Origin of the sequence: Nostoc sp., assembly GCF_036916985.1 — a bacterium.
Taxonomy (GTDB): Bacteria; Cyanobacteriota; Cyanobacteriia; order Cyanobacteriales; family Nostocaceae; genus Nostoc.
The window spans coordinates 292,259-309,451 of sequence record NZ_JBALFD010000079.1; the positions used below are offsets into that span (position 1 = coordinate 292,259).

General features: G+C 41.6%; 11 protein-coding genes and 1 pseudogene. 5 read left to right on the top strand and 7 right to left on the bottom strand.

Going from position 1 to position 17,193, the window contains the following annotated elements; genetic code table 11:
* Positions 1-6: 6 nt before the first annotated feature.
* Positions 7-1,053: a zinc-dependent dehydrogenase gene (locus V7L07_RS26250; RefSeq protein ID WP_335061806.1), complete on the bottom strand. Its 1,047-nt coding sequence runs from the start codon at positions 1,051-1,053 to the stop codon at positions 7-9.
* A 547-nt stretch (positions 1,054-1,600) separates the two neighbouring features.
* Between V7L07_RS26250 and V7L07_RS26255 the strand changes: the two genes are divergently transcribed.
* On the top strand, positions 1,601-2,158 hold the full coding sequence (locus tag V7L07_RS26255; RefSeq protein WP_335061780.1) for a hypothetical protein: 558 nt from the start codon (positions 1,601-1,603) through the stop codon (positions 2,156-2,158).
* Positions 2,159-2,160: 2 nt separating this feature from the next.
* On the opposite strand, the gene V7L07_RS26260 is transcribed toward V7L07_RS26255, so the two are convergent.
* Positions 2,161-3,585, bottom strand: a complete 1,425-nt coding sequence (locus V7L07_RS26260; protein WP_335061782.1) for an efflux RND transporter periplasmic adaptor subunit — start codon at positions 3,583-3,585, stop codon at positions 2,161-2,163.
* A 94-nt stretch (positions 3,586-3,679) separates the two neighbouring features.
* Positions 3,680-6,919 (bottom strand): efflux RND transporter permease subunit, encoded by a 3,240-nt coding sequence (locus tag V7L07_RS26265; RefSeq protein ID WP_335061784.1) that lies wholly within the window; start codon positions 6,917-6,919, stop codon positions 3,680-3,682.
* Between the two features lie 446 nt (positions 6,920-7,365).
* On the opposite strand from V7L07_RS26265, the gene V7L07_RS26270 reads away from it, so the two are divergent.
* Both V7L07_RS26270 and patX read left to right on the top strand, forming a co-directional pair.
* Positions 7,366-9,108 carry an FAD-dependent oxidoreductase gene (locus V7L07_RS26270; protein ID WP_335061786.1) on the top strand — a complete coding sequence of 581 codons (1,743 nt, stop codon included), beginning with the start codon at positions 7,366-7,368 and terminating at the stop codon, positions 9,106-9,108.
* 107 nt (positions 9,109-9,215) lie between these two features.
* Positions 9,216-9,440, top strand: coding sequence for a heterocyst-inhibiting protein PatX (patX, locus tag V7L07_RS26275; protein WP_335061788.1), 225 nt, complete (start codon positions 9,216-9,218; stop codon positions 9,438-9,440).
* An 850-nt stretch (positions 9,441-10,290) separates the two neighbouring features.
* Here patX and V7L07_RS26280 read toward each other — a convergent pair.
* Positions 10,291-11,181, bottom strand: a complete 891-nt coding sequence (locus V7L07_RS26280; RefSeq protein ID WP_335061790.1) for a ferritin-like domain-containing protein — start codon at positions 11,179-11,181, stop codon at positions 10,291-10,293.
* A gap of 210 nt (positions 11,182-11,391) precedes the next feature.
* On the opposite strand from V7L07_RS26280, the gene V7L07_RS26285 reads away from it, so the two are divergent.
* Positions 11,392-11,592: a hypothetical protein gene (locus V7L07_RS26285; RefSeq protein ID WP_334697523.1), complete on the top strand. Its 201-nt coding sequence runs from the start codon at positions 11,392-11,394 to the stop codon at positions 11,590-11,592.
* A gap of 112 nt (positions 11,593-11,704) precedes the next feature.
* On the opposite strand, the gene glnA is transcribed toward V7L07_RS26285, so the two are convergent.
* On the bottom strand, positions 11,705-13,129 hold the full coding sequence (glnA, locus tag V7L07_RS26290) for a type I glutamate--ammonia ligase (RefSeq protein WP_335061792.1): 1,425 nt from the start codon (positions 13,127-13,129) through the stop codon (positions 11,705-11,707).
* A gap of 357 nt (positions 13,130-13,486) precedes the next feature.
* Here glnA and apcB point away from each other — a divergent pair, with 357 nt between their 5' ends.
* Positions 13,487-13,996 carry an allophycocyanin subunit beta gene (gene apcB / locus V7L07_RS26295; RefSeq protein ID WP_179065502.1) on the top strand — a complete coding sequence of 170 codons (510 nt, stop codon included), beginning with the start codon at positions 13,487-13,489 and terminating at the stop codon, positions 13,994-13,996.
* 202 nt (positions 13,997-14,198) lie between these two features.
* Here the strand turns inward: apcB and V7L07_RS26300 are convergent.
* Together V7L07_RS26300 and hflX are read right to left on the bottom strand one after the other, a co-directional pair.
* Positions 14,199-14,573: pseudogene (locus tag V7L07_RS26300) on the bottom strand (transposase); the annotation flags it as partial.
* Positions 14,574-14,703: 130 nt separating this feature from the next.
* Positions 14,704-16,449, bottom strand: a complete 1,746-nt coding sequence (gene hflX / locus V7L07_RS26305; RefSeq protein ID WP_335061808.1) for a GTPase HflX — start codon at positions 16,447-16,449, stop codon at positions 14,704-14,706.
* Positions 16,450-17,193: the final 744 nt, after the last annotated feature.

The window sequence follows — 17,193 nt, forward strand, 5'->3', positions numbered from 1 at the left end:
TTCCTTTTACGGGTAAATTAAGATTTTATAAGTATCCGGTGTAGGTGCGATCGCAACTTCCACAGCTGCTGATAAATCTTTTAATGGATAGCGATCGCTAATCAACGCTTTTACGTCAATTCGCTGATTAAATACAATATCGGCTGATAGATTCTGAAGCCGATAAGAGGAACTGTAACTACCGATCAAGTCAATTTCCCGACGGTAGAGGATATTTGGGTTAATGGGAATTTCCACCTCATCAGGGAATTCTGCGAAAAACAAGATTTTACCGCCTTTGCGGGTACTATCAAGTGCTTGAAAGAAAGCTTTCTCACTCGGAACAGCCAGCAAAGTTACATCAACACCTAGTCCACCAGTTAAGGCAGAGATTTTGGCGGGTAAATCGGGATCGCGTGCATCAAAAGCCGCTTCTGCACCGACACTCAACGCTTTATCAATTCTAGAGGGTAGTAAATCAGTAGCGATCGCTTTTGCTCCGAAATACTTCACCAACATGATAAACATTAACCCAATTGGCCCAGCACCAGTAACTAACACAGTTTGTCCTGGAGCAATTTGAGCTTTTCTCACAGCTTTCAAGCAGCAATTAGTCGGTTCGACAAAACTAGCTTCTTCAAAACTGATATTATCCGGGATGGGAATTAACCCACCATTTTCCACAATATGTCCAGGAACCTTGACATAATCAGCAAAACCGCCGCCACTAGCGTTAAAACCTGCGGTAGTAGAGATGTTTTTGTAAACATCGCACATGGAGAAATTATCATTTAGACAGTAGGCGCAACGCATACAAGGGATGTGGTGCATCACCGCTACCCGTTGTCCAACTTGCCAACCTTTGACATTATTGCCTATTGCTGCGATCGTGCCGGCAGTTTCATGCCCAAAAATGCGCGGCGGTTCATACAATGGATAACGAATTTTTTTAATATCTGACTGACACAACCCCACAACCCGCACCTGTACCAGCACTTCATCTGGTTCCACGGTTGGAACTGGAATATCTTCGTAAGAAAGTTGATTAACGCCTCTAAATACCTGTGCTTTCACGTTGGTTTTTCCCCGCTCAACGATACTAGATGTAACATTAGTGGTCAACGTTATGCCATCAAGTTTGAGATTTTAGTTGATTTTAATATTGTGTTGATAATTTAAATTAAGTAGAGCAGTGTAAATAATTAAAGTTTTGTAGTGAGGATTAATCTCAATATTTTTTTACATTACTTCATTTACTTTGATTTATTCTCACCTACTTACTTAAAAAAAACTACCATTAATTTATTAAAAATTTATCAAATAGATTGTTTATGTATGTATACTATTTCATAGCCTGTATTGATACTTTGTTGTATCTGTCTGTTTGTATATAGAGACCTGAAATACTAAAAAGTTTTTTATGCAAAAATTACCGAATTGGGGTTGGGCTTTAATTGGCGGCACATTAATATGAGGGTTGGGTAGTGGTTATTTAGTGATTAGATTCTATCCATCATCACAGAATCCACTTATTTCAACTCCTACTACTTCAACTCCTACTACTTCAACTCCTACTACTTCAACTCCACCAGCAGACTTGGTTAGCATAACGGTTCTTGTAGTGGATAAAAAATCAAAAACACCTTTGGAAAATGTAGATGTGACAGTAGCAGCAAAAGAAGGGATACCTACAAAACCAACTCTTACTAATGGAACTGTCACATTTCAAATTCCAAAACAACAGTTAGGGCAAGTTAATGTTACCGCAGTAAAATCAGGCTATATAAGAAAAGAACTTCCTCTGGTTTTTGTAATCGATCCTAACGAAATTCCAAGAATCGAGTTAGAAGAAGACACAAGTTCTCCCAACCCAGGTGGTAGTTCATCTTCTCCAAAGATAGATTGGGGAATTTTAAAAAGTTATTTTGATATAGACGATGATGTTAATATTCAACCTACCGGAGGTACTAGTGCTGGTCTACTAATTACAGTTCATGTTACAGCCAAAAAGAACTTTAATGCTATTTCCTTTAAAGCGCAACCTTATGACGCTTATGGTGTTAGAACACCTATAAGGGAAGTTTCATTTTCTTACTCACCTCCAAAATGGAATAAGGGTGATCGTTCATTAGTGAGTATAGGTACACCCATAATTTCTAAACTAGAAATACTTTACTAACTTTAATTCTTAGTCTTATGCTTAGATGCAAGTACCTGAACTGATTTACCATCTTGAAGAGCATCCGTAGGATTAGTAATTAACCTCGCATTAGGGCTTAAACCAGAAACAACTTCAACTTCAGTACCATAATCTCGTCCAAGCTCTACTTTTTGGTACTTAACTTTCTTTTCCTTCGTGACAGTGGCTACTTGTATACCATCGGCATTAATCACTAAGGTATTAGCTGGTACTAATAAAGGTGGATTTGCACGTTCAGCCTTAAAAGTCACTTCAGCATACATCCCAGGACGCAACACATTGTCTGAATTCTGTACTTCAATTTCAGTTAAAAGGGTATTAGAAGTAGCATCTAAGACATCAGCAGTCCGAATAACTTTACCAGCAAAAGATTTTTTCGGTAGCTCACGAACACGAACAAGCGCAGTTTGTCCAGGGTGAATTGATTGCACAAAAGCCTGGGGAACATTAATTTGGATACGTAAATTATTCGTCTGAGCAATCTTAAATAACCAGGAATTTCCACTATTACTATTGCTCCCCGCAGAAATTAAAGCTCCCGTATCTATATTGCGAGCAGTAATTACACCCGCAAAAGGAGCAACAATTTGTTTGAATGTTTGTAAAGAAGTTGTCCGTTGTAAATCTGATTTACTAACACTCCTACTTGCGATAAACGCATTAATGTTAGCTTTTTGGGAATTAATAGCTGCAAGAGCAGTATTTACACTTTCTTGGTCTGAATTAACGCGAGCAATTAAAGTATCTACATTAGCTCGACTTGCATTAAAAGCACTTTCACGTTCATCAGCAGCTTGTGTAGTCACGGCTCCTTGCTTTTGAAGTAATTGCCAACGTTGCCAAGTTTGACGTGCTAGTTCTAGGTTAGTACGTGCTTGAGCTAATTCCGCTTGTCTAGCTTTCAAGTTAGCTTTTGTTTGAGAAAGATTACTTTGCTTTTGTGCTAAATCTGCCTGAACTTGAGCCAGATTCGCCTCAGATTTTGCCAATTCAGCACGAGCTTGCTGTATATCTTGGTCAGTTTCCGGGGCATCAATTATAGCTAGTAGCTGTCCCCTATTTACACGTTCGCCAATATCCACTAATTTTTTTTGTAAATAACCACTGGTACGGGCATAAATTGTGGTTTCTTGGCTGGCTTGAATACTGCTAGGTAGAACTAATTCGGTGAAATTAGCAGCAACTTTTGGTTTAACTACATTGACCGAAGAAACTTTTTTTGTTGTAGATTTAGCGAAAGCATTTAATTCTGATTGCTTTTGTAAGCGAGGTATAATACCAAGTGCTAAAAGTCCAGTAACAACTAAAGTAGTCGTGGCAATAATGGTGATAGAAGTGAAACGACTTTTTTTAGTCGTTGCTGCGATATCAGAATTATCAACTTGGGTATTTTCTTGAGTATCCATACTATAAAATTCTATTTGATTTGTTGATTTATCGAAATTCTTTCAGATCCCCGACTTCTCTAAGAAGTCGGGGATTTAATTATTCACGAATTATTTACCGATTAGCTACAGTTAATTTGATAGTAGAGGATAGTTCTTCCTCCAACTCTAAATTTTGGGGTTGTTTTCGGCGCAAAATACTGTACATTACGGGTACAAAAATTAAAGTTGCCACTGTTGCTGCTAATAATCCACCAATTACAGCACGTCCTAAAGGAGCATTTTGTTCACCACCTTCTCCTAAACCAAGAGACATTGGTAACATCCCCATAATCATGGCCGCAGCAGTCATTAATACTGGACGCAAACGAGTATAACCAGCAGCTAAAGCCGCAGAAACAGCTTTTTCCCCTATTAGACGTTGCTCATTAGCAAAGGTGACAAGCAAAATACTATTAGCAGTAGCAACCCCAATACTCATAATTGCACCCATCAAAGAAGGTACGCTAAAAGTCGTATTCGTCACAAATAGTATCCAGACAATTCCTGCTAAAGCATTTGGTAGTGCCATCATAATAATGAATGGATCAATCCAAGATTGAAAATTGACTACTATTAAGCAATAAACTAATCCAATAGCAAATATCAATCCTACTTCTAATCCTAGAAAAGATGAATTCATCGTTTCTACTTGGCCTTTCACCATAATTGACGTTCCACGTGGTAACTTCTGCTGAAATTGCCCAACTATTTTATAAATATCGCTGGCTACACCACCTAAATCACGACCTTGAACATTGGCGTAAATGTTAAATACAGGCTGTACGTTGTAATGATTAACAACAGCAGGAGCTTTCCCACGTTTAGCAATAGCAATATTGCTTAAAAGTTGTGACGAGCTAGAACCGTTAGCAATAGGAGTATTCTGAATTTTTTCTAGTGAGTTAAGTTTGTATTGGGGAACTTGTACTGCTATTGGATAACTGACTCCTTTGATAGGATCAAGCCAAAAATTGGGTGATGTTTGACCACTAGAACTTAATGATGTGAGTAGATTATTGGCAACATCTCGTTGAGTTAAACCGTTACGTTGTGCTTGATCACGATCCACATTAATACGTAGGTCTGGGGCATCAACAATTTGATGTAAATGAACATCAACTGCTCCCGGAATTTGAGCTATTTTGGTTTTGATTTGTTGAGCAATTTTGTAGTTATCACGACGATTTTTAGCTGGGCCTATGACCTGAATATCAATAGGGGCTGGTAAACCAAAATTGAGAATTTGAGTGACTATATCCGCAGGTTGGAAAAAGAAGGTTAATTCAGGAAATTGGGCGGTTAATGTTTGGCGTAGTTGTCTAACATATTGCCAAGTAGGATGATGTTTACCTTCTTTAAGACCGACAAGAATTTCCCCATCACCAGCGCCGATGGTTGCTGTGTCACTAAAAGCCAGGTTTACTCCACCTACAGGTAAACCAATATTGTCAAGAATAATTTCTAATTCTTGCTCAGGAATAACCCGACGAATCTCATTTTCAACTTGAGTAAAAATCTGTTCTGTTTTTTCAAGTCGTGTTCCCGCAGGAGCGCGGACATGCAGGCGAAACTGACCTGCATCTACTTGAGGAAAAAAGTCTTGACCAACAAAAGGTAGTAAAACTAAGGCGCTTACCCAAAAAGCACCAAACATCGCAAAAACTACACCCCGATGATTTAGAGCTTTGGCTAAAGTATTTCGATAGTTTTGGCGAAATTTCTCAAATTGGCGGTTAAACTGCTCATGAATTCGCCAGAAAATATCTTTTTTGGAAACTGGGTCAGATACATGACCATTATTACCTAAATTTTCATGTTCCGTATAAAGATGTAGTTCCTTACCAAGGAGAAACTTTGCCAACATTGGTACTACTGTCCGCGACAGTAGATAAGAGGCAAGCATCGCAAAAACAACCGCCATTCCTAAAGGCATAAATAGCGATTGTGCTACTCCTGTTAAAAAGACAATTGGGATAAAAACAATACAGATTGCCAACGTTGAAACAAAAGCCGGAACAGCTATTTGTTGTGCGCCATCTAAAATAGCTTGTTGCAAAGGTTTTCCTTGTCCCAAGTTACGATGGATATTTTCAATTTCTACTGTGGCATCATCAACTAAAATCCCAACTGCTAGAGATAGACCTCCCAAAGTCATAATATTCAGAGTTTGTCCGATCAATCGCAGAGCAATGATAGAACAAAGAATTGATAAAGGGATAGAAATTGCCACAATTAAAGTGCTGCGCCAACTGCCTAAGAATAATAAAATCATGGCGGCAGTTAAACAAGCTGCAATCAATCCTTCGGTTAATACTCCGTGGATAGAAGCTTTAACAAATATGGATTGATCAAATAGGATTTCTAAATCTAATTCTTTGGGTAATGTAGCTTGAATTTTGGGTAGTCTTTCTTTGACTCTAGCTACAACATCTAAAGTTGAAGCACTACCATTTTTGAGAATAGTTAATAAGCTAGAGCGTCGCCCATCTCGACGAACAATATTGTTCTGCACTGCAAAACCATCATGGACTTGGGCAACATCACGTATATAAATTACAGTGCCGTTAATCTGTTTAATGGGTAAATTGTTTAAGGCTTCTAAGACTTGGGGACTGCTATTGAGTCGAACACTGTACTCGCGATCGCCTAATTTGGCATTTCCCCCAGGTAAGATCAGATTTTGGGCACTGATTGCGGTTGTGACATCTGTAGCTGAAAGACCTTTGGCAAATAGAGCTTGCGGGTCAATGTCTACCATAATTTGCCGAGGTTTACCTCCATAAGGCAACGGTACAGATGCACCTTGAACAGTCGCTAGCTGAGTCCGCAGAAAATTATTGCCGTTATCGTAAAGTTCTTGCTCTGATAGTGATGTGCTGCTAACACTTAGCTGAAGAATTGGCACATTAGACGCATTGTAGCGAACAATTAAAGGAGGTGTAATTCCTGGAGGTAAACCTCGAAGAATCGTTTGAGTATTAGAGGTAAGTTGAGCTACTGCTGCTTCAATTTTTGCTCCTGGTTGGAAGAAAACCTTAATGACGCTAACACCATTGAGTGATTGCGATTCGATGTGTTCAATATCATTAACAGTGGTTGTAAAAGAGCGTTCGCTTGCTGTAACGATACGCTGTTCCATTTCTTCTGGTGAGACACCACTATAAGACCAAATTACACTGACAACGGGAATATTAATTTCTGGAAAAATGTCCGTTGCCATGCGCGTAATAGTAACTACTCCTAAGACAAAAATAAGTATGGAAGCAATTACAAATGTATAGGGGCGACGAAGAGCAAGTTTAACAATCCACATTGTTTTTTAGTCTAAATTATTCTTTATTCTTCAGTTTGTTAGTGTGATTTACACTCAAGTAAATTATTATTTAGATTTTAGTTATTCATTGCCAAATGAATAAGTGCTGAATGCCTTCACTTGCAATCAACTAGATTTAAAAGCATTAAGCCTCAATTAATCCGGTAACTCGATAGGTTTACAGTATTTTTGTAAAATTATCTTTGCATACAGATGTGTAAAATGCAAGACCCTTGTACCTCACCAAGGCAAATGTGTAATATTTCATACGTAATTGCAGTAGTACATTTTCAGGATTTGTAGTCAGCACTTTAGTGCTTAGAAAAGTCTTCTTAAACTTGACAAAAGCTGATTTCTAGAGGTGAATTATAAACTCAGCTGATAAAAGTAGAGCCAAGGATCAACCAAAATCAGCTAGATAGCTAACCCTGATAGAGGATTTGGTCATGGTTCATCAGACATATACAGCTGATGTCTTAGTTGTTGGTGGAGGAACTGGAGGGACTGCGGCTGCGATCCAAGCGGCGCGACGGGGAGCCGAAACCATTCTTGTGAGTGAATTTCCTTGGTTAGGGGGAATGCTTACTTCGGCTGGTGTATCTGTACCCGATGGCAATGAATTACAAGCCTTTCAAACGGGTTTATGGGGTGCGTTTTTGCAGGAATTGCGACAACGACAGCCGGGAGGATTAGATAACAGCTGGGTAAGCTTTTTTAGTTACGATCCCCGGATTGGGGCAGAGATTTTTGCAGATTGGGTGCAGGAATTGCCCAATTTGCACTGGATTTCGGGACAAGTACCTTTAGAGGTATTTCGACAAGGTGATTCTATAACTGGTGTCCGCTTTGCTGATTTTGCTGTCACAGCCAAGATTATTCTCGATGGCACAGAATTAGGAGATTTATTGGCTTTAGCTGACATACCTTACCGCTGGGGTTGGGAATTGCAATCGGAGTGGGGAGAACCCAGCGCCCCAGTGACTTTTAACTCTTTAACTCAAAGATATCCTGTGCAAGCGCCCACTTATGTAGTCATTATGCAGGACTTTGGTGAAGCCGTTGCCCCAGAAATTCCGGCTGCACCTAACTATAATCCATCCCAGTTTACAGGTGCTTGGGATGGCTATGGAGCAGAGACATTTTTAAATTATGGACGTTTGCCTGGTGGCCTATTTATGATGAATTGGCCAATCTGTGGCAATGACTACGGCGAAGGGGTAGGGAGGTTGATAGAGTCAGATGTATCCAGAGGTGAATTCATCCAAGAATCTCGCTGGCACAGCCAAAATTTTGCCCATTTTATCCAAAATCAGCTTGGTAGTCGCTATGGTTTAGCAGAAAAAGTATTTCCTCACACTCCTACAGCTTTTGCACTGCATCCTTATTACCGGGAAAGCCGCCGCTTAGTGGGGCTAACTACTGTCCGCGAACAGGATATTTTGCCGATCGCAACAGGTAGAGTTGCATCTATATTTAATGATGCGGTCGCAGTTGGTAATTACGCCAATGACCATCATTATCCTGGTGTTCAATTCCCACTGCAACCTAAATCGATCCGCTGGGGAGGACGTTGGACTGGAACTCCTTTTACAATTCCCTACAGTTGTTTAATTCCAGCTACAACAGATGGTTTCTTAGTCTGTGAGAAGAATATTTCTGTCTCCCACATTGCCAATGGCGCTACCAGATTACAACCTGTGGTGATGGGCATTGGTCAAGCAGCAGGGATGGCAGCGGCGATATGTGTCGAATTAAACTGCCAGCCGAGGGATTTACCTATTAGAAAGCTGCAAACGGCTTTATTAGAAGATAATCGCTCAAAAGCGTTAATTATTCCTTTGTTTAATCTTCCCCCCAATCATTCGGATTGGCAGCACTGGCAACTGTATTACTTAGAGAACCCACAAGCTTATCCAGTTAGTGGCGATTGCCCTTGCCCATCGGGGAAGGCATTAATTCAGGAAAGTAACTGTTTCACAGGCATTTTTTACCGATTGGAACAGCAAGAATACAGATTCACTGTCACAGCACCAGTTGCATATCAAGGGCAAAATTGGCAACTTGTGACTTTGCGATCGCATATTGACGAGCAATTACGCGCTTATCCTGACGAAAAATTAGTTACATTATGGGGTCGTTACAATCACTCTGGTAATTGGTTATTAGTCGAACATTTAAACGAAGGATAAGAGGAGTTTATTTTCAGTAAAACAGAATACTTTTTGATGAATTGTCCGGATATTAATCAAAAAGCTAAGTATCAGTGAAGTGGAGAGTTCCAAAATAGACATTTGCTATGCGTGCTGCCATTTCACTTTTAGTATCGAGTCTGGTGTTAGGCCCCTTAGCTTTTAACTGCCAAGCAATGGTCAATCACTTATCAACAGGGCTGTCTTCCACGCCTGCTTCGGAATACTGGCTGGTAGCATCTGAACAAAGTACAGATGATGTGCCACGTCATCGCGGTAGTGGGCGTAGGGAAGTGACACAAAAACTCAGAAATATCTATGCTGTGGTTTGATTAATGTAGGTAATGCCTCTTTTCCCAAAGGAATATAATTGCCAGAAAACAGGACGTTATGCTAACATCTTTTACACAGCTTTTCTGGTAAGAATATATACAGGTTACACACGAAAATCTTCAGCGATCGCTTAGTATTTCAACTGCAAGCTTTATATATATAGTTGGCATCAATCCTGCCGATCAAAACGCAAATCAAATTCAGTGCCTTGATCAACAGCATTACCAACTCCTCAAAAGCTACACAACTGTTGCTCATATTCGGTGGTAAGTTTTGCGTCTCAATCCTCAACGGCTCTAGACATAGATGTTACTTAAGCTATCAGTCAATCTAAAGCACATCTAATTCAGACATTTTACTTGTTGAGGAAACAGTCTTAAGGCAACTTCACTTTATTCCCCAATAGATTTTCTTCTCATACATTGAGTAGCCGATTATCTACATCAGCTAGAAATTGATCTTTGCTCCGACGCTTGTTTAGCGTCCTTTGCCGAAGCATAAAATCTCTTTCGTTTCATCTCTTGTTTATCTAGCGTATGGATTCGTAGAAGTAGTATAGGTTTATTGCACTTGCTAACAAATCTTACTATTCTTGACTTATTCGCGCTCCCTGCTTCGTTCTCCTCGCAGATGGCTCGCGATGAAATAAATATTTAAGAAGTATTTGCCAGATCATCTTAGTCGTTGTTATTATTCTACACCCAAGGCCAGATGCAAAATTTTGCATTTGGTTTTTTTTGATGAATTTTACTTAAAGACAAGGGGCTGGGGACTGGGGACTGGGAGTAGAAGGGAGAATTATTGAACAAGTTTCTTTCTAATGCCCAATGCCCAATGCCCAATGCCCTTTTAAGATTTACGGTTACTTTCTCTTCCCTGAATGCCGTTGAGGAACATTGGCACAAACTTCTCAATAAACGTTTGTGGATCGCGCTGCCAAGCTTTTTGTGCAGCCTGAATCCTAGTAAATTGCAACTCAGGCGCTAGCAATGTCTGGGGTAAGCGTTCTATCAGGTATTGGGGACGTTGCCAAAGGGGCATGGTATTTGCCACTTCCACCAGGTTGGCAACTCGCCGTAGTTCTGCACCCAAGGTGATATCCATTCCTGATTCAAACGCCGCTTGTTCAATCGCAGTATATTTTCGCTTGGCTTGTTCTACCTTTTGCTGATGTTCTGAACTCTTACGCGCAACTTCTCCTAACCAACGATTACCCCACCGGACGTGTCCCACTTCCTCTGGGAGAATTTTTTCAATGGTTTCCCGAATTTTGATGTTTTCTGCGGTTTGTGCCCCTTGCTTGAGTGCATAAATGTGAGCAGAAAAATACTCACAGCCCCGTTTTTCGGTGACGTTAATTGCCGCAAGGGAAGAAATTACAAAATCATCAAGGTTTTCGACTGGATCTTGTTGTTCGCTGTCGAGTAGGCGTTCAAATTCATTGATATAAGAGGAACCGGGCGGTTTGCCAATATCTGCTCCCAATTCCACCAATAAGTCAGTTAGCCACATAGCATGACGAGCTTCATCTGAGATGTGATGAGACAAATCCCGCACTAGTTCTCGTGGTTGTCCATTCAGTTGTTCAATTAACTCGGTTAGGTCTTTGCAACTGCGTTGTTCGCTGTAGCGGTAGCGATTAAGGGTAATTAGATTGATTTCGCGATCGCATACCACCCGTTTTAATACATCTCTAGCACTCAAAACATTCTGAAATTTACGTGGATAAGCAACTGTCATAGATTCTGTAAAATTTTGTAAATCTTTGTAAATCTTTATTTGATGGTAACTTAGTTTTTGCAACTGCTGTTTTTGTGCCGCTTCACGAAAAAAAGAGCAAAAGCAAATATGAATTTTTGTAAAAAGTAGCTTATGTTACAGAATTTTTGTTATATTAGTCTTGTGAGAAAACAAAAATTATATATTCACCAAATAGAGAGGGCTATGGTTATGTCTATCGCAGATAAATCTCGTGCATTAATGGCGCGTGAACATCAACAAGTCAAGAATCGCCAACAATCAATACTGATGCGGGCTGCTCAAGAACTTGGTCTTCCTGAAGAAGTATCCCACAACTGGAACCCGATTCAAGGGAAGGTAGATGCTAACGCTCGGATGATTTATGGGCCCAGTCATGCTTCCATGAGCTAAGTTTTAAGGTTGATTTTTTGAGTGAATGTCTCAACTGACAACTCTGGAAAAAAAAGCCACCCTCTACTCTAGGGTGGCAAAACTTATAAACTTAGTTAGATACGGTACTTAATTAAGCATCGTAGTAGAGGTAAAACTCGTAGGGATGAGGACGTAGCTGCAACTGCTTGACTTCGTTGCCTAGCTTGTAATCAATCCAATTTCCGATAAAGTCTTCTGTGAAGACGCCTGATTCTGTCAAGAAGGCGTGATCTTTTTCCAGTGCTTGCAACGCCAATTCTAAAGAACCTGGTGTTGAAGGAACCTTCGCTAGTTCTTCTGGAGAGAGTTCATAGATATTCTTATCTAAGGGTTCACCAGGATGGATTTTGTTCTTGATGCCATCGATACCAGCAGAAAGCATTGCAGCAAATGCTAAGTAGGGGTTAGAAGTAGCATCTGGACAACGGAATTCCAAACGCTTGGCTTTGGGGTTAGTACCAGATAGGGGAATACGGATAGAAGCAGAACGGTTCCCTTGGGAGTAAGCCAAGTTAACGGGTGCTTCATAACCAGGTACTAGGCGCTTGTATGAGTTGGTGCTGGGATTGGTAATGGCCAACAGCGCTGGTGCGTGTTTGAGCAGACCACCAATGTAATATAATGCTGTTTCACTCAAACCAGCATACTTATCACCTGCAAACAGAGGTTGACCATCTTTCCAGATAGACTGGTGACAGTGCATTCCTGAACCGTTATCGCCAAAAATTGGTTTTGGCATGAAGGTGACGGTTTTGCCGTGTTTTTTGGCAACGTTCTTGATGACATATTTGTAAATCATCAACCAGTCAGCCGCTTCGATCAACTTCCCAAACTTGAAACCTAGTTCGCACTGACCACCAGTAGCAACTTCGTGGTGATGCTTTTCAATGGGCACACCTAATTCTGCCATTGTCAACAGCATCTCTGTACGGATATCTTGGAAAGAATCCGTCGGTGCGACTGGGAAGTAACCTTCTTTGAAGCGTGGTTTGTAACCTAAGTTGGGTTTGTCATCTGTACCCGCTTTACCAGAATTCCAAGCACCTTCTTCGGAGTCTAAGAAGTAGTAGCCTTCATTAGCTGTTTGGGCAAACCTAGCATTGTCAAAGATAAAGAACTCAGCTTCAGGGCCAAAGAAGACTGTATCACCAATACCAGTGGAAACCAGGTAGTCTACTGCTTTTTGAGCAATAACGCGTGGGCAACGGTTGTACCATTCGCCTGTACGAGGTTCCTTAATACTACAAATTATACTTAGCGTTGGTACTTCCATGAATGGGTCGATCCAAGCAGTGTTGGGGTCGAGTACCATCGTCATGTCCGATTCGTTGATCGCTTTCCAACCCCGGATACTAGAACCGTCAAAAGGTACGCCATCAGTGAATGCAGTCTCATCAATTTGGTTTTGGTACAGCGTGAGATGCTGCCAAGTCCCTACTGTATCGATGAATTTGAGATCGATCAGCTGAATTTTTTCATCTTGAATTCTCTTCAAGAGTTCTTGCGGTGTTGTCATTGTTACTCCTTCTCTACCAATTTCCTAAAGTAATACCAGAATCTTCCAAAGCATCCTAACCCTGCTGATCTCAATCAAGCCGTGACACACCTGAAATATCTTAAATACTAGACATTAGTGGATTTTGTAGTCTGTGCTACAGATATCTGGATTACAGGTTATATTAACCTTTCCGCGATCATCTGTACAAAACTGGAAAGTTCATCACATAGGGGTCAACTTTGGCATAAAATCCTTAAATAGTGGATAAATTGTTTTTGTGCCAAATCTATTTTAAATAGCACAAAAATTTACTGGTGCCCAAGTGCAGCCAAATAAATATCAAACCATAAATAGCAAGGATTGGGAGAAGAAGGAATGCGCGATGCGGTAACAAGTTTAATTAAGAATTATGACTTAGCTGGTCGGTATTTTGACCGGAATGCGATCGATAGCTTGAAGTCTTACTTTGACAGTGGTACAGCAAGAGTACAAGCGGCAGCGGCAATCAATTCTAATGCAGCTGCACTTGTCAAGCAAGCTGGTTTAAAGTTATATGAAGAACTACCAGAATTAATTCGTCCTGGTGGAAATTCTTATACGACTCGTCGTTATGCGGCTTGTCTACGGGATTTAGACTACTACTTGCGTTACGCCACCTATGCGCTGGTTGCAGGTAACACCAATGTGTTGGATGAGCGTGTGCTACAAGGGCTGCGGGAAACTTACAATTCTCTAGGAGTACCTATTGGGCCTACGGTTCGCGGTATTCAGATTCTCAAGGATCTGATTAAGGAACAGGTAGCAGCCGCAGGTGTGCTTAATACAGCTTTTGTGGATGAACCATTTGATCACATCACACGCGAGTTGAGTGAGATTGATATTTAGCATCTAGTTCTGGTAACTAGAAATCGTAGAACTATACAAACAAAGTTCGCGTAAATGGATTTAATATATATCGCACTTTGGCCTGATTGGCAAAGTGCGTTTATTTTTCTTAATGCAAAAAATTATTTTTTGCATGACAAATTAATTGGTATTACAACAAGCATAACTACTGGGAAAAGTTTATACATAACCTGAGTTTGGGTTAAAGATAAGGAGGTAAAAGCCACTCCAGTTGAAGGCTAGGTTTCTTAGGTTGATGACAATAAGCGATTAATCCGCAAAGAACGTTAACGCAAAAATTAACGGGGCTTCGGTGTCTCGAATGTTCAATCTGAGAAATGTTCTTGAGTTGGTCGTTAATCGTCTCAATAATTGAGCGTTTACGGGACAAAAGCTTATCATGAAGACGCATTAGCTTATTCTTCATATTGCGACGGGGTTTAGCGAAAAATTGGATTCCGAACTCTTCCAAAAGCTGAGAAGCAAGTTTTTCAGAAACATAACCGCGATCGCCAAATATTTTGCCAAAAAGCTCACGCAGTAAATCGGGTACTGGTTTACGGTCATCAATGTTACCAAAAACAAAAATTTTTGTTTATCAAGAATGTGAAATTAACATTTAAAAAATAAGGGAAGGCGATCGCCTCCCCTAAAGTTAAAAATTTCAGATATTTACAGACAGCAACTAACTCTAACTAGTTCAGCATTTACCTACTGTCAACGGCGTATTCAATTAGTTGAGCAAGGCGGTGGCGTAGGGTTTCTAATCCCAAGCGCTGACTCGCAGAAATAAACACCGCGAGGGGAAACTCTTCTCTAGCTAAAGCTAGTGTCTCACTATCGGCTTGATCGATCTTGTTAAAAACAACTAGCGCGGGGCCAGGAGTTATTGGCATTTGTGCCAGGATTTCCCTAACTGAGCGAATATGACGCAACCAGGCGGGGTGAGACAAATCTACTAAATGTAGTAGGGCATCGGCTTCTGTGACTTCTTCCAAGGTGGCGCGGAAGGCATCCATTAAAGATGCAGGCAGTTCGTGTATAAACCCTACTGTATCTGTGATCAGAATTTCCTGATGTTGGTCTGTTTCGCCATGAGGAATTACTAGGCGGCGGGTAGTAGGATCGAGAGTGGCAAATAGCTGGTCGGCTGTATAAACTTCTGCGTTAGTGAGGGCATTCAGTAAAGTAGATTTACCAGCGTTGGTATATCCAACCAAAGCTACTGAAGGAACTTCTCGATGCTGCCGTCGTTGCCGTAACCGCGAACGATGTGCCTGTAACTGAGTTACTTCTTTTTGCAGTCGGGAAATACGCTGGCCAATGGCACGGCGTTCAGTTTCCAGTTTGGTTTCACCAGGGCCACGAGTCCCAATACCACCACCCAATCGGGACATGGTGCGACCTCTACCAGCCAGTCGCGGCTGCATGTATTCTAACTGTGCTAGTTCTACTTGCAATTTACCGGCACGGGATTGAGCGCGTTGGGCAAAGATATCTAAAATTACTTCGGTGCGGTCAACTACCCGGATACCAATTTGTATTTCTAAGTTGCGGACTTGGGAGGGCGAGAGGTCGCGGTCAAAGACAACGAGATTAACCCCTAGTGTTTGGGCTGTTAGGGCAATTTCTTGGACTTTACCTTCGCCAACTACGGTTTGGGGATGAATACGCGATCGCTTTTGTTGTATTGTTTGTAATACATCTCCGCCAGCAGTATCAACTAAACGTGCCAATTCCAATAAGTTGTCCTGGAATTGTAGGGGAGTCATCTCACTGGTCATCAGTCCAACAATTAGCACGCGATCGTGGTCAGCATCTACTTCCTGGGCGATAAATTCGCGCTGGAATTCCGCTTCCAGATTTTCTACCAAGTCTACTAAATCCTGGTCTGCCAGATCGTCCAAGTCTAGAGGTGGCGATATATTCCAACTTGGGGATTGAATTTGGCTTTCCCCTACCTTGGATGCAGCAGGACTAGTAATCAGGGTGCGAGACTCTTGGGGTGTCAGATGAGCTAGATAAGCTTCTTTGACATACCCAGTCGCACCGCCTCCCCGCCGTGTAAATCCGGTTCCGGTAATATTAAGGACAACTAGGGCATCTAAGCGTTGTAGTGCCATCGCCGTGAGCGCCGCTTCGTTGGGCGGTTCTGGCTTGAGATGGGTGGCAATACAACGAATACCACTGAGTCGTTCTGCACCGTAACGGGGCAATTCCATCGGTGGTATTTGCGTTTGGCGCGGCGTGCCTACCCCGACGCGAATCACTTGTCCGCGACGGTTGATGTAGGCGCATACAGGCTGATTGACTTCTGTGCTAATTGCTGCTAAACGCTGGGAAAACTCAGGCGTGGTGATGCGATCGCCTGGTATGCGCTGGTGGTACAACCGCTGTAGTTGCTTCAGCTGGCTGGACTTCAGACCTTGGAGATTTCCAAAAATAGTTTCTATAGGCGTTTATGACCAGTTAAATGGCCCCCCGAATCCTTATATGTCTATTTTACAACAGGGTTTAGGCTCCTATCTCTCTCCTTTGAGGGATGCGTTATGAATTTGTTTGCGGGGATATTGATTTCACCAAAGAGGCAGGGAGCAGGGGAGAAAAATTCTGGAGTTGCCCTGCCATTTGGGTTTCAGAGCCAATAAATTTATTTATGCCCAAAATTTTAAATATTTATTTCAAGGCGCGCAGCGCGTTCGCCTTTGGCGCGAGACGCTGCACGTAGCTTGCTTCTCCGTAGGAGTATACGGTTCGTTTCTTCCTAATTTTGCATAAACTCTGAATTAACGTGAGTTCGACAAGTCTTATTTGACCTCTCCCCCAGCCCCTCTCCGACACGGAGCTACGGTGTACACACAAGTCTTGAAATTACACCTCACACTTGGTTTCGTCGTCTATCCCTAAGCTGTTGGATCGCTCCGAAAGCTTGTCATTGCGAACGCGAGTGCGTCTCGTAGAGAGGAGGAACGACGAACGCAAGAGCGTGTCGCAGACAAGCAATCGCAAAAACTACGGGATTATGCGATTACTTCGCTCCGCTCGTAATGACAATTTATTGGGTCTAGAAAGCTTGAAACCCTTGTAGATACCACTTGTGTATACACCGTAGCCGACACGGAGAGGGGAGCAAAAAGCTTAATTTTTCGTTGCTCCTCCCTTTCCGTTTCGGAGAGGGAGGTTGGGAGGGAGAGGTT